Origin of the sequence: Bacillus cabrialesii, assembly GCF_004124315.2 — a bacterium.
Taxonomy (GTDB): domain Bacteria; phylum Bacillota; class Bacilli; order Bacillales; family Bacillaceae; genus Bacillus; species Bacillus cabrialesii.
Map to the genome: position 1 here is coordinate 54,270 of NZ_CP096889.1, position 23,556 is coordinate 77,825.

Annotated in this window: 23 protein-coding genes and 2 tRNA genes; all 25 read left to right on the top strand. The window is 43.7% G+C overall.

Annotation, left to right across the window (positions count from 1 at the left end; all coding sequences use genetic code 11):
- The first annotated feature begins 144 nt into the window (after positions 1–144).
- Positions 145–1,014, top strand: a complete 870-nt coding sequence (gene ispE / locus EFK13_RS00295; protein WP_129506982.1) for a 4-(cytidine 5'-diphospho)-2-C-methyl-D-erythritol kinase — start codon at positions 145–147, stop codon at positions 1,012–1,014.
- A gap of 55 nt (positions 1,015–1,069) precedes the next feature.
- Positions 1,070–1,927: a pur operon repressor gene (gene purR / locus EFK13_RS00300; protein WP_064814085.1), complete on the top strand. Its 858-nt coding sequence runs from the start codon at positions 1,070–1,072 to the stop codon at positions 1,925–1,927.
- Positions 1,924–2,301, top strand: a complete 378-nt coding sequence (gene ridA, locus EFK13_RS00305) for a 2-iminobutanoate/2-iminopropanoate deaminase (RefSeq protein ID WP_003226738.1) — start codon at positions 1,924–1,926, stop codon at positions 2,299–2,301. The genes purR and ridA overlap by 4 nt, the downstream gene beginning before the upstream one ends.
- Before the next feature lie 194 nt (positions 2,302–2,495).
- On the top strand, positions 2,496–2,789 hold the full coding sequence (spoVG, locus tag EFK13_RS00310; protein ID WP_003218346.1) for a septation regulator SpoVG: 294 nt from the start codon (positions 2,496–2,498) through the stop codon (positions 2,787–2,789).
- A gap of 192 nt (positions 2,790–2,981) precedes the next feature.
- Entirely contained in the window at positions 2,982–4,352 is a 1,371-nt protein-coding gene (gene glmU, locus EFK13_RS00315) for a bifunctional UDP-N-acetylglucosamine diphosphorylase/glucosamine-1-phosphate N-acetyltransferase GlmU (protein ID WP_129506966.1), read from the top strand.
- Positions 4,353–4,374: 22 nt separating this feature from the next.
- Entirely contained in the window at positions 4,375–5,328 is a 954-nt protein-coding gene (locus EFK13_RS00320) for a ribose-phosphate diphosphokinase (RefSeq protein ID WP_003218353.1), read from the top strand.
- A gap of 83 nt (positions 5,329–5,411) precedes the next feature.
- Complete coding sequence (locus EFK13_RS00325) at positions 5,412–6,029, top strand: 50S ribosomal protein L25/general stress protein Ctc (RefSeq protein ID WP_129506965.1); 618 nt, start codon at positions 5,412–5,414, stop codon at positions 6,027–6,029.
- Positions 6,030–6,136: 107 nt separating this feature from the next.
- Positions 6,137–6,703, top strand: coding sequence for an aminoacyl-tRNA hydrolase (gene pth, locus EFK13_RS00330; RefSeq protein ID WP_129506964.1), 567 nt, complete (start codon positions 6,137–6,139; stop codon positions 6,701–6,703).
- A 59-nt stretch (positions 6,704–6,762) separates the two neighbouring features.
- Complete coding sequence (fin, locus tag EFK13_RS00335; RefSeq protein WP_129506963.1) at positions 6,763–6,993, top strand: anti-sigma-F factor Fin; 231 nt, start codon at positions 6,763–6,765, stop codon at positions 6,991–6,993.
- Between the two features lie 69 nt (positions 6,994–7,062).
- Positions 7,063–10,596, top strand: a complete 3,534-nt coding sequence (mfd, locus tag EFK13_RS00340; protein WP_129506962.1) for a transcription-repair coupling factor — start codon at positions 7,063–7,065, stop codon at positions 10,594–10,596.
- Between the two features lie 135 nt (positions 10,597–10,731).
- Entirely contained in the window at positions 10,732–11,268 is a 537-nt protein-coding gene (spoVT, locus tag EFK13_RS00345; protein WP_003218365.1) for a stage V sporulation protein T, read from the top strand.
- A gap of 182 nt (positions 11,269–11,450) precedes the next feature.
- Positions 11,451–13,049: a putative polysaccharide biosynthesis protein gene (locus tag EFK13_RS00350; RefSeq protein ID WP_129506961.1), complete on the top strand. Its 1,599-nt coding sequence runs from the start codon at positions 11,451–11,453 to the stop codon at positions 13,047–13,049.
- Entirely contained in the window at positions 13,039–14,508 is a 1,470-nt protein-coding gene (yabN, locus tag EFK13_RS00355) for a bifunctional methyltransferase/pyrophosphohydrolase YabN (protein WP_129506960.1), read from the top strand. The genes EFK13_RS00350 and yabN overlap by 11 nt, the downstream gene beginning before the upstream one ends.
- Positions 14,509–14,510: 2 nt before the next feature.
- On the top strand, positions 14,511–14,771 hold the full coding sequence (locus tag EFK13_RS00360; RefSeq protein ID WP_003226716.1) for an RNA-binding S4 domain-containing protein: 261 nt from the start codon (positions 14,511–14,513) through the stop codon (positions 14,769–14,771).
- 78 nt (positions 14,772–14,849) lie between these two features.
- A complete protein-coding gene (gene yabP, locus EFK13_RS00365; RefSeq protein WP_003226714.1) occupies positions 14,850–15,152 on the top strand; it encodes a sporulation protein YabP in 303 nt (100 codons plus the stop codon).
- Positions 15,149–15,784 (top strand): spore cortex biosynthesis protein YabQ, encoded by a 636-nt coding sequence (yabQ, locus tag EFK13_RS00370; RefSeq protein WP_129506959.1) that lies wholly within the window; start codon positions 15,149–15,151, stop codon positions 15,782–15,784. Before yabP ends, yabQ begins: the two co-directional genes overlap by 4 nt.
- A gap of 17 nt (positions 15,785–15,801) precedes the next feature.
- Complete coding sequence (gene divIC / locus EFK13_RS00375) at positions 15,802–16,179, top strand: cell division protein DivIC (protein ID WP_129506958.1); 378 nt, start codon at positions 15,802–15,804, stop codon at positions 16,177–16,179.
- A gap of 80 nt (positions 16,180–16,259) precedes the next feature.
- Entirely contained in the window at positions 16,260–16,646 is a 387-nt protein-coding gene (locus tag EFK13_RS00380) for a S1 domain-containing RNA-binding protein (RefSeq protein WP_003218379.1), read from the top strand.
- A gap of 168 nt (positions 16,647–16,814) precedes the next feature.
- A tRNA-Met gene (locus tag EFK13_RS00385) sits at positions 16,815–16,891 on the top strand.
- Positions 16,892–16,900: 9 nt separating this feature from the next.
- A tRNA-Glu gene (locus tag EFK13_RS00390) sits at positions 16,901–16,972 on the top strand.
- 199 nt (positions 16,973–17,171) lie between these two features.
- Complete coding sequence (gene spoIIE, locus EFK13_RS00395; protein WP_129506957.1) at positions 17,172–19,655, top strand: stage II sporulation protein E; 2,484 nt, start codon at positions 17,172–17,174, stop codon at positions 19,653–19,655.
- Between the two features lie 84 nt (positions 19,656–19,739).
- A complete protein-coding gene (locus tag EFK13_RS00400) occupies positions 19,740–20,477 on the top strand; it encodes a vWA domain-containing protein (RefSeq protein ID WP_129506956.1) in 738 nt (245 codons plus the stop codon).
- Positions 20,443–21,456 (top strand): serine/threonine protein kinase PrkT, encoded by a 1,014-nt coding sequence (gene prkT / locus EFK13_RS00405; protein WP_129506955.1) that lies wholly within the window; start codon positions 20,443–20,445, stop codon positions 21,454–21,456. The genes EFK13_RS00400 and prkT overlap by 35 nt, the downstream gene beginning before the upstream one ends.
- 103 nt (positions 21,457–21,559) lie before the next feature.
- Positions 21,560–22,978 (top strand): tRNA lysidine(34) synthetase TilS, encoded by a 1,419-nt coding sequence (gene tilS / locus EFK13_RS00410; RefSeq protein ID WP_129506954.1) that lies wholly within the window; start codon positions 21,560–21,562, stop codon positions 22,976–22,978.
- A complete protein-coding gene (hpt, locus tag EFK13_RS00415; RefSeq protein ID WP_003226700.1) occupies positions 22,975–23,517 on the top strand; it encodes a hypoxanthine phosphoribosyltransferase in 543 nt (180 codons plus the stop codon). The genes tilS and hpt overlap by 4 nt, the downstream gene beginning before the upstream one ends.
- The last annotated feature ends 39 nt before the right edge of the window (positions 23,518–23,556 follow it).

The following is a 23,556-nucleotide window of genomic DNA, read 5'->3' on the forward strand; positions in this document are numbered from 1 at the left end:
TGTGACCCGGGGGACATGCCGTTCCCCGGTTTTTTGCGTTGGATATAAATACATAATGGGCTGCAATATGGATATGTTCATCCTGTACTTCAAATGTGATACAATGTTCATACTTATGTTTAGATGGAGAAGTAGGTGAAAGCTATGCGTATTTTAGAAAAAGCGCCAGCCAAGATCAATCTGTCACTTGACGTCACCCGTAAACGCCCGGATGGCTATCATGAAGTCGAAATGATCATGACGACGATTGATTTAGCGGATCGGATTGAATTGACGGAGCTGGCAGAGGATGAAGTGAGGGTTTCCTCCCACAACCGTTTTGTGCCCGATGACCAAAGAAATTTAGCTTATCAGGCTGCCAAGCTGATCAAGGACAGATACAACGTGAAAAAGGGAGTTTCCATCATGATCACAAAGGCAATTCCGGTAGCTGCCGGTCTTGCCGGCGGAAGCAGTGACGCTGCGGCGACGCTCAGAGGGCTGAACAGACTGTGGAATTTAAATCTTTCAGCAGAAACGCTTGCTGAGCTTGGAGCGGAAATTGGCTCTGACGTTTCATTTTGTGTCTATGGCGGAACTGCACTGGCCACAGGACGCGGCGAGAAAATTAAACATATCAGCACGCCTCCGCACTGCTGGGTCATTTTAGCCAAGCCGACAATCGGTGTTTCAACTGCTGAAGTATACAGACAGCTAAAGCTGGATGATGTAGAGCATCCAGATGTGCATGGCATGATTGAGGCTATAGAGGAAAAGAGTTTTCAAAAGATGTGCAGCCGTTTAGGCAATGTTCTGGAATCTGTTACGCTTGATATGCATCCTGAAGTCGCGATGATCAAAAACCAAATGAAACGCTTTGGCGCAGATGCCGTGTTAATGAGCGGGAGCGGGCCGACGGTGTTTGGATTGGTTCAGTATGAATCGAAGGTGCAAAGAATTTATAACGGGTTAAGAGGCTTCTGCGATCAAGTTTATGCGGTGAGAATGATCGGCGAAAAGAACGCTCTTGATTAAATCCGTATGTTAAGTTATATTGATCTTAAAATATTCGGATTTTGGGGGTAAGTTCATGAAGTTTCGTCGCAGCGGCAGATTGGTGGACTTAACAAATTACTTGTTAACCCATCCGCACGAGTTAATACCGCTAACCTTTTTTTCTGAGCGGTATGAATCTGCAAAATCATCGATCAGTGAAGATTTAACAATTATAAAGCAAACCTTTGAACAGCAGGGGATCGGTACTTTGCTTACTGTTCCCGGAGCTGCCGGAGGCGTCAAATATATTCCGAAAATGAAGCAGGCTGAAGCTGAAGAGTTTGTGCAGACACTTGGGCAGTCGCTGGCAAATCCTGAGCGTATCCTTCCGGGCGGTTATGTATACTTAACGGATATCTTAGGAAAACCATCTGTACTCTCCAAGGTAGGGAAGCTATTTGCTTCTGTGTTTGCTGACCGCGAAATTGATGTTGTCATGACCGTTGCCACGAAAGGCATCCCTCTGGCGTACGCAGCTGCGAGCTATCTGAATGTGCCTGTCGTCATCGTTCGCAAAGACAACAAGGTAACAGAAGGCTCCACAGTCAGCATTAATTACGTCTCAGGCTCCTCAAATCGCATTCAGACGATGTCACTTGCGAAAAGAAGCATGAAAACGGGTTCAAACGTACTCATCATTGACGACTTTATGAAAGCGGGCGGCACAATTAATGGTATGATTAACCTGTTGGATGAGTTTAACGCAAATGTGGCGGGGATCGGCGTCTTGGTTGAAGCCGAAGGAGTAGATGAACGTCTTGTTGATGAATATATGTCACTTCTTACTCTTTCAACCATCAACATGAAAGAGAAGTCCATTGAAATTCAGAATGGCAATTTTCTGCGTTTTTTTAAAGACAATCTTTTAAAGAATGGAGAGACAGAATTATGACAAAAGCAGTCCACACAAAACATGCCCCAGCGGCAATCGGTCCTTACTCACAAGGGATTATCGTAAATAATATGTTTTACAGCTCAGGACAAATCCCTTTAACTCCTTCAGGCGAAATGGTGAACGGTGATATTAAGGAGCAGACTCATCAAGTATTCAGCAACTTAAAAGCGGTGCTGGAAGAAGCGGGCGCTTCTTTTGAAACAGTTGTAAAGGCAACTGTATTTATCGCGGATATGGAACAGTTCGCGGAAGTAAATGAAGTGTACGGACAATATTTTGACACTCACAAACCGGCGAGATCTTGCGTTGAAGTCGCGAGACTCCCTAAAGACGCGCTGGTCGAGATCGAAGTTATCGCATTGGTAAAATAATAAGAAAAGTGATTCTGGGTAAGCTCGGAATCACTTTTTTATTTACCTTATGCCCGAGATAAAAGCGTTATGACCTAATTGTGTAACTATATCCTATTTTTTCAAAAAATATTTTAAAAACGAGCAGGATTTCAGAAAAAATCGTGGAATTGATACTCTAATGCTTTTATATAGGGAAAAGGTGGTGAACTACTGTGGAAGTTACTGACGTAAGATTACGCCGCGTGAATACCGATGGTCGCATGAGAGCGATTGCATCCATCACGCTGGATCACGAATTTGTTGTTCATGATATTCGTGTGATTGATGGAAACAATGGTCTTTTCGTTGCGATGCCGAGTAAACGCACCCCTGATGGAGAGTTCCGCGATATTGCTCATCCAATTAATTCAAGCACGCGAGGAAAGATTCAAGATGCCGTGTTAAATGAGTATCATCGTTTGGGTGACACTGAAGCATTAGAATTCGAAGAAGCTGGAGCTTCTTAAAAAATAACCAAAAAGCAAGGACTGCTGAAAGGGCTGACAAAAGCCTTTTTCCGGCGGTCCTTTTTTAATTCTGATTTTTCAAACTTAATTGCACTCAATAGAAAATTCTTGCACTTCATGAAGTCTCCTTGAAATCAGAAGATATTTAGGATATATTTTTCTATGGATAAAAGGGATATTGGAGGCCAATAAATGGATAAGCGGTTTGCAGTTGTTTTAGCGGCTGGACAAGGAACGAGAATGAAATCAAAGCTTTATAAAGTCCTTCATCCAGTTTGCGGTAAGCCTATGGTAGAGCACGTCGTGGACGAAGCCTTAAAGTTATCTTTATCAAAGCTTGTCACGATTGTCGGACATGGTGCGGAAGATGTGAAAAAGCAGCTTGGTGATAAAAGCGAGTACGCGCTTCAAGCAGAACAGCTTGGCACTGCTCATGCTGTAAAACAGGCACAGCCATTTCTTGCTGCCGAAAAAGGCGTCACGATTGTCATATGCGGAGATACGCCGCTTTTAACAGCAGAGACAATGGAACAGATGCTGAAAGAACATACACAAAGAGAAGCGAAAGCTACGATTTTGACTGCGGTTGCAGAAGACCCAACCGGATACGGCCGCATTATTCGCGGCGAAAACGGAGCAGTTCAAAAAATCGTTGAGCATAAGGACGCCTCAGAAGAAGAACGTCTAGTGACCGAGATCAATACCGGTACGTATTGTTTTGATAATGAAGCGTTATTCCGGGCCATTGATCAGGTGTCTAATGATAATGCCCAAGGCGAGTATTATTTGCCGGATGTCATAGAGATTCTTAAAAACGAAGGCGAAACTGTTGCCGCTTACCAGACTGGTAATTTCCAAGAAACGCTCGGAGTTAATGATAGAGTTGCTCTTTCTCAGGCAGAACAATTTATGAAAGAGCGTATTAATAAACAGCATATGCAAAATGGCGTAACGCTGATTGACCCGATGAACACGTATATTTCTCCTGACGCTGTCATCGGAAGCGATACTGTAATTTATCCTGGAACTGTGATTAAAGGTGAGGTGCAAATCGGAGAAGATACGATTATCGGCCCTCATACGGAGGTTATGAATAGTTCAATTGGCAGCCGTACCGTTATTAAGCAATCGGTAGTCAATCACAGTAAAGTGGGGAATGATGTTAACATAGGACCTTTTGCTCATATCAGACCTGATTCCGTCATCGGGAATGAAGTGAAGATCGGGAATTTTGTTGAAATCAAAAAGACTCAATTCGGAGACCGAAGCAAGGCTTCTCATTTAAGCTATGTCGGTGATGCTGAGGTAGGCACAGATGTAAACCTGGGCTGCGGATCAATAACTGTCAATTATGATGGAAAGAATAAATATTTGACGAAAATTGAAGACGGCGCGTTTATCGGCTGCAACTCCAACTTGGTTGCCCCTGTCACAGTCGGAGAAGGCGCTTATGTTGCGGCTGGTTCAACTGTTACGGAAGATGTACCTGGAAAAGCGCTTGCTATTGCCAGAGCGAGACAAGTTAATAAAGACGATTATGTGAAAAATATTCATAAAAAATAATCCTAAATTCGGAGGTTTATCCATGTCTAATCAATACGGAGATAAGAATTTAAAGATTTTTTCTTTGAATTCGAATCCAGAGCTTGCAAAAGAAATCGCAGATATAGTTGGAGTTCAATTAGGAAAATGTTCTGTCACAAGATTTAGTGACGGGGAAGTCCAAATTAATATCGAAGAAAGCATTCGCGGATGTGACTGTTATATCATCCAGTCTACAAGTGACCCCGTTAACGAGCATATTATGGAACTGCTGATTATGGTAGATGCGTTAAAACGCGCTTCTGCAAAAACGATTAACATTGTTATTCCTTATTACGGTTATGCGCGTCAAGACAGAAAAGCAAGATCCCGCGAGCCAATCACAGCAAAACTTTTTGCTAACCTGCTTGAAACAGCCGGCGCGACTCGTGTGATTGCACTTGACCTGCATGCGCCGCAAATTCAAGGATTCTTTGATATACCGATTGACCACTTAATGGGTGTTCCGATTTTAGGAGAATATTTTGAAGGCAAAAACCTTGAAGATATCGTCATTGTTTCACCAGACCACGGCGGTGTGACACGCGCCCGCAAACTGGCTGACCGATTAAAAGCGCCGATTGCGATTATCGACAAACGCCGTCCGCGTCCAAACGTGGCGGAAGTCATGAATATTGTAGGTAATATCGAAGGGAAGACGGCTATCCTTATCGATGACATTATCGATACTGCAGGTACCATTACGCTTGCTGCTAATGCGCTCGTTGAAAACGGAGCGAAAGAAGTATATGCATGCTGTACACACCCTGTGCTTTCAGGTCCTGCTGTTGAACGAATTAACAATTCAACAATTAAAGAGCTTGTTGTGACAAACAGCATCAAGCTTCCTGAAGAAAAGAAAATTGAACGATTCAAGCAGCTTTCAGTCGGACCGCTTCTGGCTGAAGCGATTATTCGCGTTCATGAGCAGCAATCAGTAAGCTATCTGTTCAGCTAAACCGATTTTTGAGGTTTAAATCCTTATCGTTATGGGTATTGTTTGTAATAGGACAATAAAACGATAATAGGATGGTGCTGAATATGGCAACTTTAACGGCAAAAGAAAGAACGGACTTTACTCGTTCGTCTCTTCGGAATATCCGTACTTCAGGACATGTTCCAGGTATTATATACGGGAAAAACACGGAAAACAAACCTGTATCATTAGACAGTGTGGAGCTGATCAAAACGCTGAGGGACGAAGGGAAAAATACAGTCCTTACGCTTGACGTCGGCGGAAAGCAGCATTCTGTCATGGTAACTGACCTGCAAACGGACCCGCTGAAAAATGAAATTACTCATGCTGACTTTCAAGTGGTCAATATGAGTGAAGACATTGAGGTGGAAGTTCCGATCCATCTGACCGGAGAAGCCATTGGAGTGAAAAACGGAGGCGTATTGCAGCAGCCGCTGTATGAACTAACCGTAAAGGCTAAGCCAAAAGCCATTCCGCAAACGATTGAGGCAGACATTTCAAAGCTCGACGTAAATGAAGTGCTGACGATTGCGGATTTGCCTGCTGGCGGTGACTACTCCTTTAATCATGAATCAGATGAGGTCGTGGCTTCCATCCTTCCTCCGCAGCAGCAGGAAACAGCTGAGATAGATGAAGAGGAATCTGCCGATGCTCAGCCTGAAGGTGAAAACAAAGAACAATAATAGCTTAAGGCGTAACCCTCCCGAGGTTACGTCTTTTGTGCTAGAATGAGAAGAATTATAGCCCGTATACACAGACGGGAGTTTATGTGACTAAGGGAGGATTCGCCATGCTTGTAATTGCCGGTCTCGGAAACCCGGGGAAAAACTATGAAAATACACGGCATAATGTCGGATTTATGGTGATAGACCAGCTTGCGAAGGAATGGAATATAGAGCTGAATCAAAATAAATTTAACGGATTATACGGAACCGGATTTGTTTCCGGCAAAAAGGTTCTACTTGTTAAACCGCTTACATATATGAATTTATCAGGAGAATGTTTGCGCCCTTTAATGGACTACTATGATGTCGATAACGAAGATTTGACAGTCATATACGATGATCTTGATCTTCCGACTGGAAAAATCCGTTTGCGAACGAAAGGAAGCGCTGGAGGGCACAATGGCATTAAATCATTGATCCAGCATCTTGGAACATCCGAGTTTGACCGCATCCGCATTGGGATCGGCCGGCCTGTAAATGGCATGAAGGTCGTTGATTATGTGTTAGGTTCCTTCACCAAGGACGAAGCACCTGAGATTGATGGAGCGATCGATAAATCTGTGAAGGCTTGTGAAGCTTCTCTGAGCAAACCGTTTTTAGAAGTCATGAACGAATTTAACGCAAAGGTATAAAATGAATCAACAAAGTCCATACTACACCAAAATGACTTTTTCATCAGGAGGTCCCTTGTATGGCTTTGCATTATTATTGTCGTCATTGCGGAGTGAAAGTAGGCAGTCTCGAATCTTCCTTGGTTTCGACTGACTCACTTGGATTTCAGCACTTAACAAACGAGGAAAGAAACGATATGATTTCTTATAAAGAAAATGGAGATGTCCATGTTTTGACAATATGTGAAGATTGCCAAGAGGCGCTTGACCGAAATCCGCATTACCACGAACATCACACATTTATTCAATAAAAAGCTTTGGTGTAGACACTAGACCAAAGCGTTTTTCTGTTCTCGCAGGAAACAGAGAGGAGGGGCCATATGGACAACATTCAAACCTTTATAAAAGAAAGCGATGACTTTAAATCCATCATCAACGGTTTACACGAGGGGCTGAAGGAACAGCTGCTCGCGGGTCTGTCGGGTTCCGCGCGTTCTGTTTTTACTTCCGCCCTGGCTAATGAAACGAATAAGCCAATCTTTCTAATCACCCATAACTTATATCAAGCCCAGAAAGTAACGGATGATCTGACTTCACTTCTAGAGGATCGGTCTGTCCTTTTGTACCCCGTAAATGAACTCATTTCATCAGAAATCGCAGTCGCAAGCCCTGAATTGCGTGCGCAGCGATTAGATGTCATTAATAGATTAACGAATGGGGAAGCGCCAATTGTCGTTGCTCCTGTAGCTGCAATCAGAAGAATGCTCCCGCCTGTAGAGGTGTGGAAAAACAGCCAAATGCTCATTCAAGTGGGCCATGATATAGAACCTGATCAGCTTGCATCACGTTTGGTAGAGGTAGGATATGAGCGGTCTGATATGGTTTCTGCGCCTGGAGAATTCAGCATTCGCGGTGGAATCATTGATATTTACCCGCTTACTTCAGAGCATCCGGTGAGGATTGAACTTTTTGACACCGAAGTGGATTCAATCCGCAGCTTTAATTCAGATGATCAGCGGTCAATCGAAACCCTGACTTCGATCAATATCGGTCCCGCGAAGGAATTGATTATCAGACCTGAAGAAAAAGCGCGGGCGATGGAGAAAATCGATGAAGGTCTTGCCGATAGCCTGAAAAAATTAAAGGCCGACAAGCAAAAAGAAATTCTTCATGCGAATATTTCTCATGATAAAGAACGCTTATCTGAAGGACAGACAGACCAAGAGCTGGTGAAGTATCTCTCATATTTCTATGAAAAGCCTGCTAGTTTACTAGATTATACACCTGAGAACACACTTCTGATTTTGGATGAAGTCAGCCGGATTCATGAGATGGAAGAACAGCTTCAAAAAGAAGAAGCGGAGTTCATAACAAACCTTCTTGAGGAAGGGAAGATTTTGCATGACATCAGTTTGTCATTCAGCTTCCAAAAAATAGTGGCTGAGCAAAAACGGCCTCTGCTGTACTACTCTTTATTTTTGCGGCATGTACACCATACGAGCCCGCAAAATATCGTCAATGTGTCCAGCAGACAAATGCAAAGCTTTCATGGCCAAATGAACGTACTTGCGGGTGAAATGGAGCGCTTTAAAAAATCCAACTTCACCGTTGTGTTCTTAGGAGCAAATAAAGAACGAACTCAGAGATTATCTTCGGTTCTGGCTGATTATGAAATCGAAGCCGCTATGACAGACAGCAAAAAAGCGCTTGTTCAGGGACAGGTCTATATCATGGAAGGCGAGCTCCAATCGGGATTTGAGCTGCCGTTAATGAAGCTAGCCGTTATTACGGAAGAAGAACTGTTCAAAAACCGTGTGAAAAAGAAGCCCCGAAAACAGAAGCTGACCAATGCAGAGCGTATCAAGAGCTACTCCGAGCTTCAAATTGGCGATTATGTCGTTCATATTAATCACGGGATCGGAAAGTATTTAGGGATCGAGACCCTTGAAATCAATGGAATCCATAAAGACTATTTAAATATTCATTATCAGGGAAGCGACAAGCTTTACGTCCCTGTTGAACAAATTGATCAGGTGCAAAAATATGTCGGCTCCGAAGGAAAAGAGCCGAAGCTGTATAAATTAGGCGGAAGCGAATGGAAACGGGTCAAGAAGAAAGTAGAGACATCTGTTCAGGATATTGCCGATGACTTAATCAAGCTGTATGCCGAAAGGGAAGCGAGCAAGGGCTATGCGTTTTCTCCTGACCATGAGATGCAGCGTGAATTCGAATCAGCGTTCCCTTATCAAGAGACTGAGGATCAGCTCCGCTCCATTCACGAAATTAAAAAGGATATGGAAAGAGAACGTCCGATGGACCGCTTGCTGTGCGGAGATGTAGGCTACGGGAAAACAGAGGTTGCCATACGTGCCGCGTTTAAGGCGATTGGTGACGGAAAGCAGGTCGCACTGCTCGTTCCGACAACGATATTGGCACAGCAGCACTATGAGACCATTACTGAACGTTTTCAGGATTATCCGATTAATATCGGCCTTCTCAGCAGATTCAGAACGAGAAAAGAAGCGAACGAAACGATCAAAGGATTGAAAAACGGCACTGTAGATATCGTCATCGGGACGCACCGGTTGCTATCAAAAGATGTCGTTTATAAAGACTTAGGGCTCCTCATCATTGATGAAGAGCAGCGTTTCGGTGTAACCCATAAAGAAAAGATCAAGCAGATCAAAGCCAATGTTGATGTATTAACATTAACGGCGACACCGATTCCTCGTACGCTGCATATGTCTATGCTTGGCGTAAGGGATTTGTCAGTTATCGAGACTCCGCCGGAAAACCGCTTCCCCGTACAGACGTATGTTGTGGAATACAACGGTGCCCTTGTCAGGGAGGCGATTGAACGCGAGCTTGCACGCGGAGGACAGGTCTACTTCTTGTACAACCGGGTAGAGGATATCGAGCGGAAAGCGGATGAGATCTCAATGCTTGTCCCTGACGCAAAGGTGGCTTATGCGCACGGGAAGATGACAGAAAATGAATTAGAAACCGTTATGCTAAATTTCCTTGAAGGAGAATCAGATGTTCTCGTCAGCACAACCATTATAGAAACAGGCGTAGATATCCCGAACGTTAATACGCTGATCGTATTTGACGCCGACAAGATGGGTCTTTCCCAGCTTTACCAGCTGCGGGGGCGTGTCGGCCGTTCTAATCGTGTGGCGTATGCGTACTTCACGTACCGCCGGGATAAAGTGCTGACAGAAGTGGCTGAAAAAAGGCTGCAGGCCATTAAAGAGTTCACAGAACTTGGTTCCGGTTTTAAAATCGCAATGCGAGACTTAACGATTCGCGGAGCCGGGAATCTTCTTGGCGCCCAGCAGCACGGCTTCATCGATTCAGTCGGATTTGACCTCTATTCACAAATGCTGAAGGAGGCCATTGAAGAGCGTAAAGGAGACACAGCGAAGACGGAGCAGTTTGAAACAGAAATTGATGTCGAGCTTGATGCGTATATTCCGGAAACCTATATCCAAGACGGCAAACAGAAAATTGATATGTATAAACGCTTCAGGTCTGTGGCTACAATCGAAGAGAAGAATGAACTTCAAGACGAAATGATCGACCGGTTTGGCAACTATCCGAAAGAAGTCGAATACTTGTTTACTGTTGCGGAAATGAAGGTTTATGCGAAACAAGAGCGTGTGGAGCTGGTGAAGCAGGATAAAGATGCGGTCAGATTGACGATTTCTGAAGAAGCAAGTGCTGAAATTGACGGCCAAAAGCTGTTTGAGCTCGGCAATAAATACGGCAGACAAATCGGACTGGGAATGGAAGGCAAAAAACTCAAAATCTCCATACAGACGAAAGGCAGAAGTGCCGATGAATGGCTCGAAACCGTGCTGGGCATGCTGAAGGGCCTTAAAGATGTGAAAAAGCAAACCATTTCATCAACGTAAATTTTGTTACTCTCTGGTGTATATTACATTTGATGTGACGGATACTAATTTCAAGCGAGGCGGAAGGTACATAAAGTAATTGCTTTAGGTCTTTCCCACATGTATATACCATCAAATGAAAGAGAGGCACCAGAGATGAAAGCAACCGGTATCGTACGTCGTATTGATGACTTAGGACGGGTCGTGATTCCAAAAGAAATTCGCAGAACTCTGAGAATCAGGGAAGGCGATCCGCTTGAGATTTTTGTAGATCGTGACGGAGAAGTGATTTTGAAAAAGTACTCTCCGATCAGTGAGCTTGGAGACTTTGCAAAGGAGTATGCAGACGCGCTTTACGACAGTCTCGGACATTCAGTCCTTATTTGTGACCGTGACGTATATATTGCCGTGTCTGGCAGCTCAAAAAAAGACTACTTGAACAAATCGATTAGCGAAATGCTCGAAAGAACAATGGATCAGCGCAGTTCCGTGCTTGAAAGTGATGCGAAATCAGTACAGCTTGTTAATGGCATAGATGAGGACATGAATTCTTATACTGTCGGCCCGATTGTGGCGAATGGCGATCCGATTGGCGCCGTGGTGATTTTTTCAAAGGATCAGACAATGGGCGAAGTAGAACATAAAGCCGTTGAGACAGCAGCTGGATTTTTAGCTCGTCAAATGGAACAGTAGGTCTTATTCCTTTTATCGAAAATAGGTATGAAAAGAACAGCTCTCAGTGGGACGCTGTTCTTTTTTCATGCATGCCGAAAAAGGATTCCAAGGGTTGGGATGTGGTATAATAACCTCGTTTTTATTTGTGCCGCGGTAATACATAAACCGTATTGCCCCTGACGTTGGGAAGGAGCTTTTGGATGGATGATTCAATAGGCGTTAAACGGCATTGGATTTGGCAGGGGGCTTTTGTTTTAATTCTGGCAGGCGTCATTTCAAAAATATTAAGCGCTGTTTACAGAGTCCCGTTCCAAAACATTGTCGGCGATGTTGGATTTTATATATATCAGCAGGTATATCCCTTTCTTGGTATTGCGGTTATGCTGTCAACATCAGGATTTCCGGTCATTATATCAAAACTGATGAATGATTATAGTGAAAAAAGCCATCACACCATATTAAAAATATCAGCGGTGTTTTTGTCTTTAATCGGTGTTTTATTATTTCTTTGTTTATATATGGGCGCTGCTCCGATTGCCTTTTTTATGGGGGATTCACATCTCACCGTGTTAATTCAAGTGACTGCGTATGCATTTCTGCTGTTCCCGTTTGTCGCGTTGCTTAGAGGCGGTTTTCAAGGGCGGCACGATATGCTCCCGTCTGCCTTATCGCAGATGACAGAGCAGTTTCTGCGGGTTGCTGTGCTCCTGGGCTTATCATTTTGGCTCGTCAAAAAGGGAGCCTCACTTTATACTGCGGGAGCGGCAGCCGCATCCGGTTCTCTTGCCGGAAGTTTTATGGCGTTGATCATACTTGGATTTTTTTGGTTCAAAGCGACAAGAGACAACCAAACGGATAGACAAAATGAACATGTTATCACAACAAAAGAATTGGCGAAAAAACTGCTTTTATATTCGGTTACAATTTGTGTAAGCAGTTTGCTGCTTTTGTTCATCCAGCTTGTCGACGCTTTGAATTTATACGCTTTGCTTTCGGGTGGTGAGGCAAGCGAGGAAGCGAAACGCCTAAAGGGCATTTATGACCGGGGACAACCTTTATTGCAGCTCGGTTCGGTTTTCGCGGTGAGCATTGCGACATCACTCGTTCCGTATATCTCTAAGGCTGTAAAGAACAAAGAGCTGAAGATCATGAAAGAAAAAGCCGCGTCTTCTTTAAAACTATGTCTTGTACTGGGTACAGGGGCGTCAGCTGGATTGATTTGCATTCTTGAGCCGGTCAATATTATGCTGTTTCAAAATGGCGAAGGGACAGCTGCGTTACAAATATTCAGCTGCTCCATTTTATTTGCGTCCCTGGCGGTTACGGCAGCTGCCGTTTTGCAGGGGGCGGGGCACACCGTTTTTCCTGCGATAGCGGTGGGCGCGGGCGTTGCAGTGAAATGGGTGTTAAACGCTCTTTTGGTTCCGCGCTACGGGATTGAAGGCGCATCGCTCGCAACAGCCGCTTCCTTTGCTTCTGTCGCCGGCCTTAACTTGTATCAGCTTCGGAAAAAGGAATGGCTCGATAAGCTTAGAGGGGTTCTGATTCCGGTCATTGGATCTGCCCTTTTCATGTCGGCTGTCTTGCTTGCGTATATGCGTCTCTGGACTTTCTTATTTCCTGCAGCAGGAAGAGGGGCGGCTGCGATTGAAAGTATTTCTGCTGTTGCCATTGGTGGAGCAGTATTTATTTATAGTATGATGAAATTGGGAATATTTACAGATGATGAGCTGAACAGTGTGCCTTTTGGCAGCAAGTTGAGCAAAATCATGAGAAGGAGAGAACAACATGGCGGGTAATATTACAGTCGTCGGACTTGGTGCCGGAGACATGGACCAATTGACAATTGGTATACATAAGCTGCTGACGAAGGCAGATACGCTCTACGTCAGAACCAAGGACCATCCCTTAATTCAGGAGCTTGAAAAAGAAACGAAGAACATCCGTTTCTTTGACGATATATATGAGAAACATGACCAGTTTGATGCCGTATACGAAGAAATTGCTGATATCCTGTTTGAAGAGGCGCAGCGTGAGGACGTGGTTTATGCAGTGCCGGGACACCCTTTTGTCGCGGAAAAAACAGTACAGCTGCTGACGGAGCGGCAGAAAGAGAAAAATGTTCAAGTGAAAGTCGCGGGAGGACAAAGTTTTCTTGATGCCACATTTAATGCCTTGCAAATCGACCCGATTGAAGGCTTTCAATTTGTGGATGCCGGTACGTTGTCCGCGGATGAGCTTGAGCTCAGACACCACCTGATCATTTGTCAGGTTTACGACCAAATGACCGCTTCTGAAGTCAAGCTGACATTGATGGAAAAGCTGCCTGATGATTATGAGGTTGTGATCGTGACTGCGGCAGGAAGCCGTGACGAGGTGATCCAGACAGTGCCTTTATTTGAGCTGGACCGTAATGTCGGCTTGAATAACTTAACAAGTGTGTATATTCCGCCGATTAAAGAAGAGAAGCTGCTTTATCACGAATTTTCCGCGTTCAGAAGCATCATCAGAGAGCTTCGCGGGCCTAATGGATGTCCGTGGGATAAAAAGCAGACGCATCAGTCATTAAAACAATACATGATTGAAGAATGTTATGAACTTCTCGAAGCAATTGACGAAGAAGACACAGACCATATGATCGAAGAGCTTGGCGACGTTTTGCTTCAGGTCTTACTTCACGCGCAAATCGGTGAAGATGAAGGTTATTTCACTATTGATGATGTCATAAAAGGAATCAGTGAAAAAATGGTCCGAAGACATCCCCATGTGTTTAAAGATGTTAAGGTTCACGATGAAAATGATGTTTTGGCAAATTGGGAAGACATCAAAAGGGCCGAAAAAAATACAGCCGAAGCATCCTTATTAGACAGCGTGCCAAAAAACCTTCCAGCTCTTTCGAAAGCCGCTAAACTGCAGAAAAAAGCAGCGAAGGTCGGGTTTGACTGGGAAGACGTCAGCGATATTTGGGAAAAGGTAAGCGAGGAAATGAAGGAATTTTCTTCCGAGATTTCTGAAGATCCTCATGAACACAATCTCAAAGCTGAGTTTGGCGACATTTTGTTCGCGCTGGTGAATGTGGCCCGCTTCTACAAAATAGAACCGGAGGAAGCGCTGGCCATGACCAATGACAAATTCCGGAGACGGTTCTCGTACATTGAGGAAACAGCAAAGGAAAAGGGAATCGCGCTGGCTGATATGTCTCTTGAGGACATGGACAAACTGTGGAATGAAGCAAAAGAAACTGAGAGGAGATCATAAATATGAGATTAGATAAATTTTTGAAAGTATCACGGCTGATTAAACGACGTACACTAGCAAAGGAAGTAGCTGACCAAGGGCGGATCTCTATTAACGGAAACCAGGCTAAAGCAAGCTCTGACGTAAAACCGGGAGATGAACTAACGGTCCGCTTCGGCCAAAAGCTTGTAACGGTTCAAGTCAATGAGTTGAAAGACACGACGAAAAAAGAAGAAGCTGCAAACATGTATACAATCCTAAAGGAAGAAAAACTCGGCGAATAGGCTTGTTCTAAAAAAATCCCCCGCCTCATACAATGCAGTAATAATGCTAAAAGTATCGAGGATATGGGGGCTGAATAGATGAATTCATATTATGATCAAAAAGGTTCTTCGTCTGTTCCGGAACAGCATGATGTGACAATGAAAGGCCGGAAGCATTTAGATATTTCTGGAGTTAAGCATGTGGAGAGCTTTGATAACGAAGAATTCCTGCTGGAAACGGTGATGGGCATGCTCTCAGTCAGAGGCCAAAACCTTCAGATGAAAAATCTAGATGTGGAAAAAGGGATTGTTTCGATTAAAGGCAGGGTATTTGATTTAGTGTACTTAGACGAACAACAAGGGGATAAAGCTAAAGGGTTTTTTAGCAAGTTGTTTAAATGACGCTGACGACACAATTCTATACAATGCTGGCGATGTCCGGTATGGGTCTCTGGCTTGGCGCGTCGCTTGATACATACCGGCTCTTTGTCATTCGTGCCAAGACAGCCAGATGGCTATTATTTATTCATGATATTCTTTTTTGGATTTTGCAAGGGCTGCTATTCTTTTATGTCTTGCTTCATGTAAATGAGGGAGAATTCAGGCTGTATATCTTTTTAGCGGTTCTGCTGGGCGTTGCGACGTATCAGAGCCTTTGCAAACGAATCTATATAAAAATACTGAAATTCGTCATTTACCTTGTTGTTTCTGTTTATCAATTCTTCAAAAAACTCATTCAGCACGTGTTATTTCGTCCTATTGTATGGACATGCGGAGCGATCCTCTGGCTGGCGGCGTTTTTATTAAAGAAAACATACCGCCTGATCGTTTTTCTCTTGTTGTGTCTATATAAAATAGCCATGGTTCTGTGTTTTCCGATCCGTTTTATCGCAAAACAATGTTTGAAACTTCTTCCTGTGAAACTGCGTCTAACTTTTAGACGTTATTTTGAAAAAGGTGCAGGATTTCTCAAAAAGAAGAAGAAACTATTGGTAACCATAAGAACGACCATTACACGTTTTTTGAAGAGATGAAAGGAGGACCGTCTGGTTTGAATTTTTCGAGAGAACGAACGATAACTCAAATACAAAACGACTATAAAGAACAAGTAGAGCGGCAAAATCAGCTGAAGAAAAGAAGACGCAAAGGGCTGTACAGACGGTTAACTGTATTCGGCGCCCTAGTATTCCTGACGGCAATCGTGCTGGCAAGCTCTGTATGGTCCCAAACATCTTCCCTTAGCGCAAAAGAAGAAAAGAAAGAGCAGCTTGAAAAAGAACTAAAAAGTTTAAAGACAAAACAAACGGATTTAAAAGAAGAAATATCCAAATTGAAGGATGAGGATTACGTCACAGAGCTTGCCAGAAGGGACTTATTCATGTCTGGAGACGGAGAAATTATCTTCAATGTGGAGAAGAAGAGCAAGTAGCCTTGTTGACACTTAAATTTTTATTTAGGTATAATTAAGCAAACGATCTTTTTATAAGCCTAAGGAGGAGCACTTTTTTTATGTCGATTGAAGTTGGCAGCAAGTTGCAAGGGAAAATTACAGGTATTACAAATTTTGGAGCATTTGTTGAATTGCCTGGAGGCTCAACCGGTCTCGTTCACATCAGTGAGGTAGCTGATAACTATGTCAAAGACATTAACGATCACTTAAAAGTCGGCGACCAAGTTGAAGTGAAAGTCATCAACGTTGAAAAAGACGGGAAAATTGGTTTATCTATTAAAAAAGCTAAAGACCGTCCGCAAGCCAGACCTAGAAATGATTTCCGTCCGAAAGAATCTTTTGAACAGAAAATGAATAAGTTTTTAAAAGACAGCGAAGATCGCTTGTCATCTTTAAAACGCAATACGGAATCAAAACGTGGAGGGCGCGGAGCAAGAAGAGGATAACTTGCTGCTTTCTATAAATAAATGAAGCATCCGTTCATCCCGACGGATGCTTTTTTTAATACCCTCTCTCGTTAATATTGACAGAAAATTATAACTTTAAAGTTTCTGTTGACGAAAAGGACAAACCTTTGTATTATATAACTTGTGCTTAGAAGCACTAAAAAATATGGCGGTGTAGCTCAGCTGGCTAGAGCGTACGGTTCATACCCGTGAGGTCGGGGGTTCGATCCCCTCCGCCGCTACCATATTTGATTGGCCCGTTGGTCAAGCGGTTAAGACACCGCCCTTTCACGGCGGTAACACGGGTTCGAATCCCGTACGGGTCATCCTAAAAAATCGGTTTCTCTTGCAGAAGCCGATTTTTTTCATTTTTAGACAACATTCCGGAAATTCTTTTGATAACCGAATATCAAGGCAGAAACCGTCGAAGACTTTTTTGGTATTGTTACCTTCTTTTGACAAAATCCTATCTGTGCATTCGCTATAATGACAGGCAACGAATATAACAGGTGGGAGATGAGAGGAATGGAAAAAGCAGAAAGAAGAGTGAACGGGCCAATGGCGGGACAAGCTTTGGAAAAACTCCAATCGTTTTTTAACAGGGGCGCAAAGCTGGTGACTCATCATTTGCATTCACTGTTTTTCTATAAAGGATTCATTTATGTAGTCATCGGATTTTTGCTTGGACGGGCTTTCATATTATCCGAGGTGCTTCCTTTCGCGCTTCCTTTCTTTGGAGCGATGTTACTCATTAGAAGAGACAAGGCGCTTTATGCGGTGCTGGCTGTGCTTGCAGGTGCGCTCACCATTTCTCCGAAGCACTCATTGCTCATACTAGGAGCATTGCTGGCCTTCTTCGTATTTTCTAAAGTGGCCGCTTTCATCACCGACGATCGCGTGAAAGCACTCCCGATTGTCGTGTTCTTCTCCATGGCTGCAGCGAGAGCCGGGTTTGTTTACGCTCAAAATGGCACGTTTACAACCTATGATTATGTGATGGCTGTCGTTGAAGCTGGATTATCCTTTATTTTGACGCTGATTTTCCTTCAGAGCCTTCCGATTTTCACTGTGAAAAAAGTAAAACAATCATTAAAAATAGAAGAAATCATCTGTTTTATGATCCTGATTGCTTCCGTTTTAACGGGGCTTGCCGGCTTGTCCTACCAAGGGATGCAGGCAGAACATATACTGGCTCGTTATGTTGTATTGAGTTTTTCCTTTATTGGCGGAGCAAGCATTGGCTGCACGGTTGGTGTCGTGACCGGGCTGATTCTTGGCTTGGCGAATATCGGAAATCTCTATCAAATGAGTCTGCTTGCTTTTTCCGGATTATTAGGCGGTTTGCTGAAGGAAGGGAAAAAAGCGGGCGCGGCAATCGGGCTGATCGTCGGATCACTTCTTATTTCTTTATATGGCGAGGGCTCTGCCGGCCTGATGACAACGCTTTATGAGTCATTAATTGCCGTCGGCCTGTTTTTGCTTACACCTCAATCGATTACAAAGAAAGTGGCGAGATATATTCCGGGAACTGTCGAGCATCTTCAAGAGCAGCAGCAATATGCAAGGAAAATCAGAGATGTCACTGCTCAAAAGGTAGATCAGTTCTCCAATGTATTTCACGCGCTGTCTGAAAGCTTCGCGACCTTTTACCAAGCATCAGATGAAAAGACAGATGACAGCGAAGTTGATCTGTTTTTAAGCAAAATCACAGAGCATTCCTGTCAGACATGCTACAAGAAAAACAAGTGCTGGGTACAGAACTTTGATAAAACATATGACTTAATGAAACAAGTTATGCTTGAAACAGAAGAAAAAGAATATGCATCAAACCGGAGGCTGAAAAAAGAGTTTCATCAGCATTGCTCTAAATCAAAGCAGGTTGAAGAGCTGATTGAGGATGAACTCGCACATCATCATGCCCATTTGACGCTCAAGAAAAAAGTGCAGGACAGCAGGCGCCTTGTTGCTGAACAGCTTTTAGGTGTTTCTGAGGTCATGTCAGACTTTTCTCGGGAAATAAAAAGAGAGCGGGAACAGCACTTTCTGCAGGAAGAGCAAATCATAGAGGCGCTTCAGCATTTTGGAATCGAGATTCAGCATGTGGAGATCTATAGTCTTGAACAAGGAAATATCGATATCGAAATGACCATTCCGTTCAGCGGACATGGAGAAAGTGAAAAAATCATTGCCCCTATGCTTTCTGATATTCTGGAAGAACAAATTCTTGTGAAAGCCGAGCAGCACTCTCCGCATCCAAATGGATACAGTCATGTCGCCTTTGGATCAACAAAATCATACAGGGTATCTACAGGTGTGGCTCACGCTGCGAAGGGAGGCGGCCTTGTCTCCGGCGACAGCTACAGCATGATGGAGCTCGGAGCCAGAAAATATGCTGCGGCAATCAGTGACGGAATGGGCAATGGCGCAAGAGCGCATTTCGAAAGCAATGAAACGATTAAGCTTCTTGAGAAAATCCTTGAATCCGGCATTGATGAAAAAATAGCAATTAAAACGATTAACAGCATACTGTCCCTGAGGACGACTGACGAGATATATTCCACGCTTGACCTTTCTATTATCGATCTTCAAGATGCCAGCTGTAAATTTTTAAAGGTCGGATCGACGCCAAGCTTTATCAAACGGGGCGATCAGGTCATGAAAGTTCAAGCGAGCAATCTGCCAATCGGTATTATTAATGAATTCGATGTGGAGGTTGTGAGTGAGCAGCTGAAAGCGGGTGATCTCTTAATTATGATGAGTGACGGCATTTTTGAAGGGCCTAAGCATGTGGAAAATCATGATTTATGGATGAAGCGCAAAATGAAAGGGTTGAAAACAAATGACCCGCAGGAGATTGCTGATTTGCTCATGGAGGAAGTCATACGCACGAGATCGGGTCAAATTGAGGATGATATGACAGTTGTTGTCGTCCGGATTGATCATAATACACCGAAGTGGGCATCCATTCCTGTTCCGGCCATCTTTCAAAACAAACAAGAAATTTCATAACGCTTCCGTATAAATCAAATTTCTTCTGGCGAAGATGAGATTATATGAATCTGAGAATCCTCGTATTCTCCAGGAGGAATGAATGTGAATAACGGACATTTAAATCAAATTTTGCTGATAACGGATGGCTGCTCGAATCATGGGGAAGACCCTCTTGCAATGGCTGCTTTTGCGAAAGAGCAGGGGATTACGGTAAATGTCATAGGTATAATGGAAGAAAATCAAATTGACCCTGAGGCAATGAAGGAAGTCGAAGGGATTGCGCTTGCCGGCGGCGGTGTGCATCAAGTCGTTTATGCTTCTCAGCTTTCACAAACCGTACAAATGGTAACGAAAAAAGCGATGACGCAAACCTTACAAGGTGTAGTCAATCAGGAGCTGAAACAAATTCTCGGAAAGAATGTGGAAATGGAAGAGCTTTCTCCGGAAAAACGCGGCGAAGTCATGGAAGTGGTGGACGAGCTTGGAGAAACGGTGCATCTTCAGGTTTTGGTTCTTGTTGATACAAGCGCAAGTATGGCGCCTAAGCTTCCTACAGTAAAAGAAGCGCTGATTGATTTGTCTGTCAGCCTCAATTCCCGAATCGGGAATAACGAATTTGCGATGTGTATATTTCCCGGGAAAAAACAAGAGGTCGAGCTTGTGCTGAACTGGACACCGAAGCTGCAATCTCTTTCCACACTCTTTTCAAAGCTTTCGACAGGCGGCATCACGCCGACAGGTCCGGCGATACGTGAAGCGACACTGCAATTTGAAAAAATCCGCTCAAGAAGGAGCATGCTGGCAGATGATGAACGACGCTTTGACGAGTTTGGCATGTAGCCTCCAACCGGGTACGACAATCAAAGGCAAGTGGAACGGAAACACTTATACATTGCGTAAACAGCTTGGAAAAGGGGCCAATGGAATTGTGTATTTGGCAGAAGCATCAGATGGACATGTTGCCTTAAAGGTGAGTGATGACAGCCTGTCTATTACTTCTGAAGTGAATGTCTTGAAATCTTTCTCAAAGGCCCAGTCCGTTACGATGGGGCCTTCTTTTTTTGATACGGATGATGCCTATATCACCAGTGCCAATACGAAAGTTTCATTTTATGCAATGGAATACATAAAAGGCCCGCTGCTTTTGAAGTATGTCAGTGATAAAGGAGCAGAATGGATACCGGTATTGATGATTCAACTTTTATCCAGCTTATCGGTGCTCCACCAGCAAGGATGGATATTCGGAGATCTAAAACCTGACAATCTGATCGTAACAGGCCCGCCCGCCAGAATCCGCTGCATTGATGTAGGCGGCACGACAAAGGAAGGCCGTGCGATAAAAGAGTATACAGAGTTTTACGACAGAGGCTACTGGGGGTATGGAACAAGAAAAGCGGAGCCATCCTACGATCTGTTCGCGGTTGCCATGATTATGATCAACAGTGTGCATAAAAAAGAATTCAAGAAAACAACCCAGCCTAAGGAACAGCTTAGATCTCTAATCGAAGGACAACCGCTGCTGCAAAAGTATAAAAAAGTGCTTTTTTCAGCGCTGAACGGAGAATATCAATCCGCAGATGAAATGAAGAAGGAAATGCTCGATACGGGGCAAAAGGCAGTACAGAGAAAACAAGCTGTAAAAGCAACACCGCAGCCTGCCGCGAGACAAAGACAGCAAAAACCGCGCCAAGGGAAAGTAACGAAAACGAGATACACCCCTAAACAGAAGGCTAAGTCGGGAGGGTTATTTGAAACAACGCTTATCGTGATCAGCGTTTTAGCGCTTTATTTCGCCTACATTATCTTTTTCTTAATCTGAATGGCGCAATCTGCAATGCCTATGCTTCATCTTTGCTTGGAAGGATTGAAAGTGATAGGATATGAATATCTTTAAAAAACCTGCTCATTGTGAGGAGGACATTGTGAAAAGTGTCGAAGATTTTTTAAACAAACACAATCTTGCGTTAAAAGGGGCGACAATTATTGTAGGCGTTTCCGGCGGTCCGGACTCAATGGCTCTTCTTCACTCACTGCATACATTATGCGGCCGTTCAGCGAATATTATTGCGGCTCACGTTGACCATCGGTTCAGAGGCGCGGAATCCGAGGAGGATATGCGTTTTGTCCAAGCTTATTGTAAGGCTGAACAGCTCGCATGCGAAACGGCTCAAATCAATGTAACCGCATATGCTCAAGATAAAGGCCTCAATAAGCAGGCAGCAGCACGTGATTGCCGCTATCAGTTTTTTGAGGAAGTCATGTTGAAGCATCAAGCCGACTATCTGGCACTTGCACATCATGGTGATGACCAGGTTGAAACGATGCTTATGAGACTGGCTAAGGGCACGCTTGGAGCGGGACTTGCGGGAATGCAGCCGGTCAGACCTTTTGGAACGGGGCTGATCATGAGGCCGTTCTTAACCATTACAAAGGAAGAGATCCTTCATTATTGCCGTGAAAACGGCTTGAGCTACCGGACGGATGAGAGCAACGCCAAAGACGACTACACAAGAAACAGATTCAGAAAAACAGTGCTCCCGTTTTTAAAACAGGAGTCGCCGGATGTGCACAAAAGGTTTCAGAAAGTAAGTGAGGCACTGACGGAAGATGAGCAATTCTTACGGTCATTAACGAAAGATGAAATGAATAAAGTAATCACAAGCCAGTCTAATACATCAGTTGAAATCAATACCTCTCTATTGCTTGCCCTCCCGATGCCTTTACAAAGAAGAGGAGTTCAACTAATATTAAACTATCTTTATGAAAACGTTCCATCATCCTTTTCAGCTCATCATATTCAGCAGTTTCTTGATTGGGCGGAAAAGGGCGGTCCTTCAGGAGTATTGGACTTTCCGAAAGGGCTGAAGGTGGTCAAATCATATCAGACATGTTTGTTTACATTTGAACAATTGCAGTGCAGAAATGTTCCCTTTGAATACCAAATAAGCGGAGCTGCTGATGAAACGGCAGTGCTCCCGAATGGATTTCTGATAGAGGCAAAGCATTATGCGGATTCGCCTGAAGAACATGGGAATGCTGTTTTTATTACAAGTGGAAAAAAAGTGCGATTTCCCTTAACGATCCGGACGAGAAAAGCTGGAGACCGGATCAAACTAAAAGGGATGAACGGCTCGAAAAAGGTAAAGGATATATTTATTGATAAGAAATTGCCTCTCCGAGAAAGAGACAACTGGCCGATTGTGACGGATGCAAGCGGTGAAATTATCTGGATACCGGGCTTGAAAAAATCAATTTTTGAAGATCTTGTGATTCCAAACAGCGACCGCATTGTATTACAATATAGACAGCATGAAAAGTGTAGGGGGCAAGCAAAATCATGATGAAACATGATATCGAGAAAGTACTGATCTCAGAGGAAGAGATACAAAAGAAAGTAAAAGAGTTAGGCGCAGAATTAACGAGCGAGTATCAAGATACATTTCCGTTGGCAATCGGTGTATTAAAAGGAGCGCTTCCTTTTATGGCGGATCTTATCAAGCATATTGATACATATTTGGAAATGGATTTCATGGATGTATCAAGCTACGGAAATTCTACGGTTTCATCTGGAGAAGTAAAAATCATCAAAGATTTGGATACATCTGTAGAGGGCCGGGACATCTTAATTATTGAAGATATCATCGACAGTGGGTTAACCTTAAGTTATCTAGTAGAGCTCTTCCGATACCGCAAAGCAAAATCAATTAAGATTGTTACCCTTTTGGATAAACCGAGCGGAAGAAAAGCGGACATCAAAGCAGACTTTGTAGGTTTTGAAGTTCCTGACGCGTTTGTAGTGGGTTACGGACTTGATTATGCTGAGCGCTATCGCAATCTGCCTTATATCGGAGTGTTAAAACCGGCAGTTTATGAAAGCTGATCGGCAGCCTGCTTCCGAGATGGTTATTGTTTGTATTGG

Coding starts and splice junctions, on each gene's coding strand:
- ispE (WP_129506982.1), top strand. CDS start 145: ATGCGTATTTTAGAAAAAGCGCCAGCCAAGATCAATCTGTCACTTGAC.
- purR (WP_064814085.1), top strand. CDS start 1,070: ATGAAGTTTCGTCGCAGCGGCAGATTGGTGGACTTAACAAATTACTTG.
- ridA (WP_003226738.1), top strand. CDS start 1,924: ATGACAAAAGCAGTCCACACAAAACATGCCCCAGCGGCAATCGGTCCT.
- glmU (WP_129506966.1), top strand. CDS start 2,982: ATGGATAAGCGGTTTGCAGTTGTTTTAGCGGCTGGACAAGGAACGAGA.
- EFK13_RS00320 (WP_003218353.1), top strand. CDS start 4,375: ATGTCTAATCAATACGGAGATAAGAATTTAAAGATTTTTTCTTTGAAT.
- EFK13_RS00325 (WP_129506965.1), top strand. CDS start 5,412: ATGGCAACTTTAACGGCAAAAGAAAGAACGGACTTTACTCGTTCGTCT.
- pth (WP_129506964.1), top strand. CDS start 6,137: ATGCTTGTAATTGCCGGTCTCGGAAACCCGGGGAAAAACTATGAAAAT.
- fin (WP_129506963.1), top strand. CDS start 6,763: ATGGCTTTGCATTATTATTGTCGTCATTGCGGAGTGAAAGTAGGCAGT.
- mfd (WP_129506962.1), top strand. CDS start 7,063: ATGGACAACATTCAAACCTTTATAAAAGAAAGCGATGACTTTAAATCC.
- spoVT (WP_003218365.1), top strand. CDS start 10,732: ATGAAAGCAACCGGTATCGTACGTCGTATTGATGACTTAGGACGGGTC.
- EFK13_RS00350 (WP_129506961.1), top strand. CDS start 11,451: ATGGATGATTCAATAGGCGTTAAACGGCATTGGATTTGGCAGGGGGCT.
- yabN (WP_129506960.1), top strand. CDS start 13,039: ATGGCGGGTAATATTACAGTCGTCGGACTTGGTGCCGGAGACATGGAC.
- EFK13_RS00360 (WP_003226716.1), top strand. CDS start 14,511: ATGAGATTAGATAAATTTTTGAAAGTATCACGGCTGATTAAACGACGT.
- yabP (WP_003226714.1), top strand. CDS start 14,850: ATGAATTCATATTATGATCAAAAAGGTTCTTCGTCTGTTCCGGAACAG.
- yabQ (WP_129506959.1), top strand. CDS start 15,149: ATGACGCTGACGACACAATTCTATACAATGCTGGCGATGTCCGGTATG.
- EFK13_RS00380 (WP_003218379.1), top strand. CDS start 16,260: ATGTCGATTGAAGTTGGCAGCAAGTTGCAAGGGAAAATTACAGGTATT.
- spoIIE (WP_129506957.1), top strand. CDS start 17,172: ATGGAAAAAGCAGAAAGAAGAGTGAACGGGCCAATGGCGGGACAAGCT.
- prkT (WP_129506955.1), top strand. CDS start 20,443: ATGATGAACGACGCTTTGACGAGTTTGGCATGTAGCCTCCAACCGGGT.
- hpt (WP_003226700.1), top strand. CDS start 22,975: ATGATGAAACATGATATCGAGAAAGTACTGATCTCAGAGGAAGAGATA.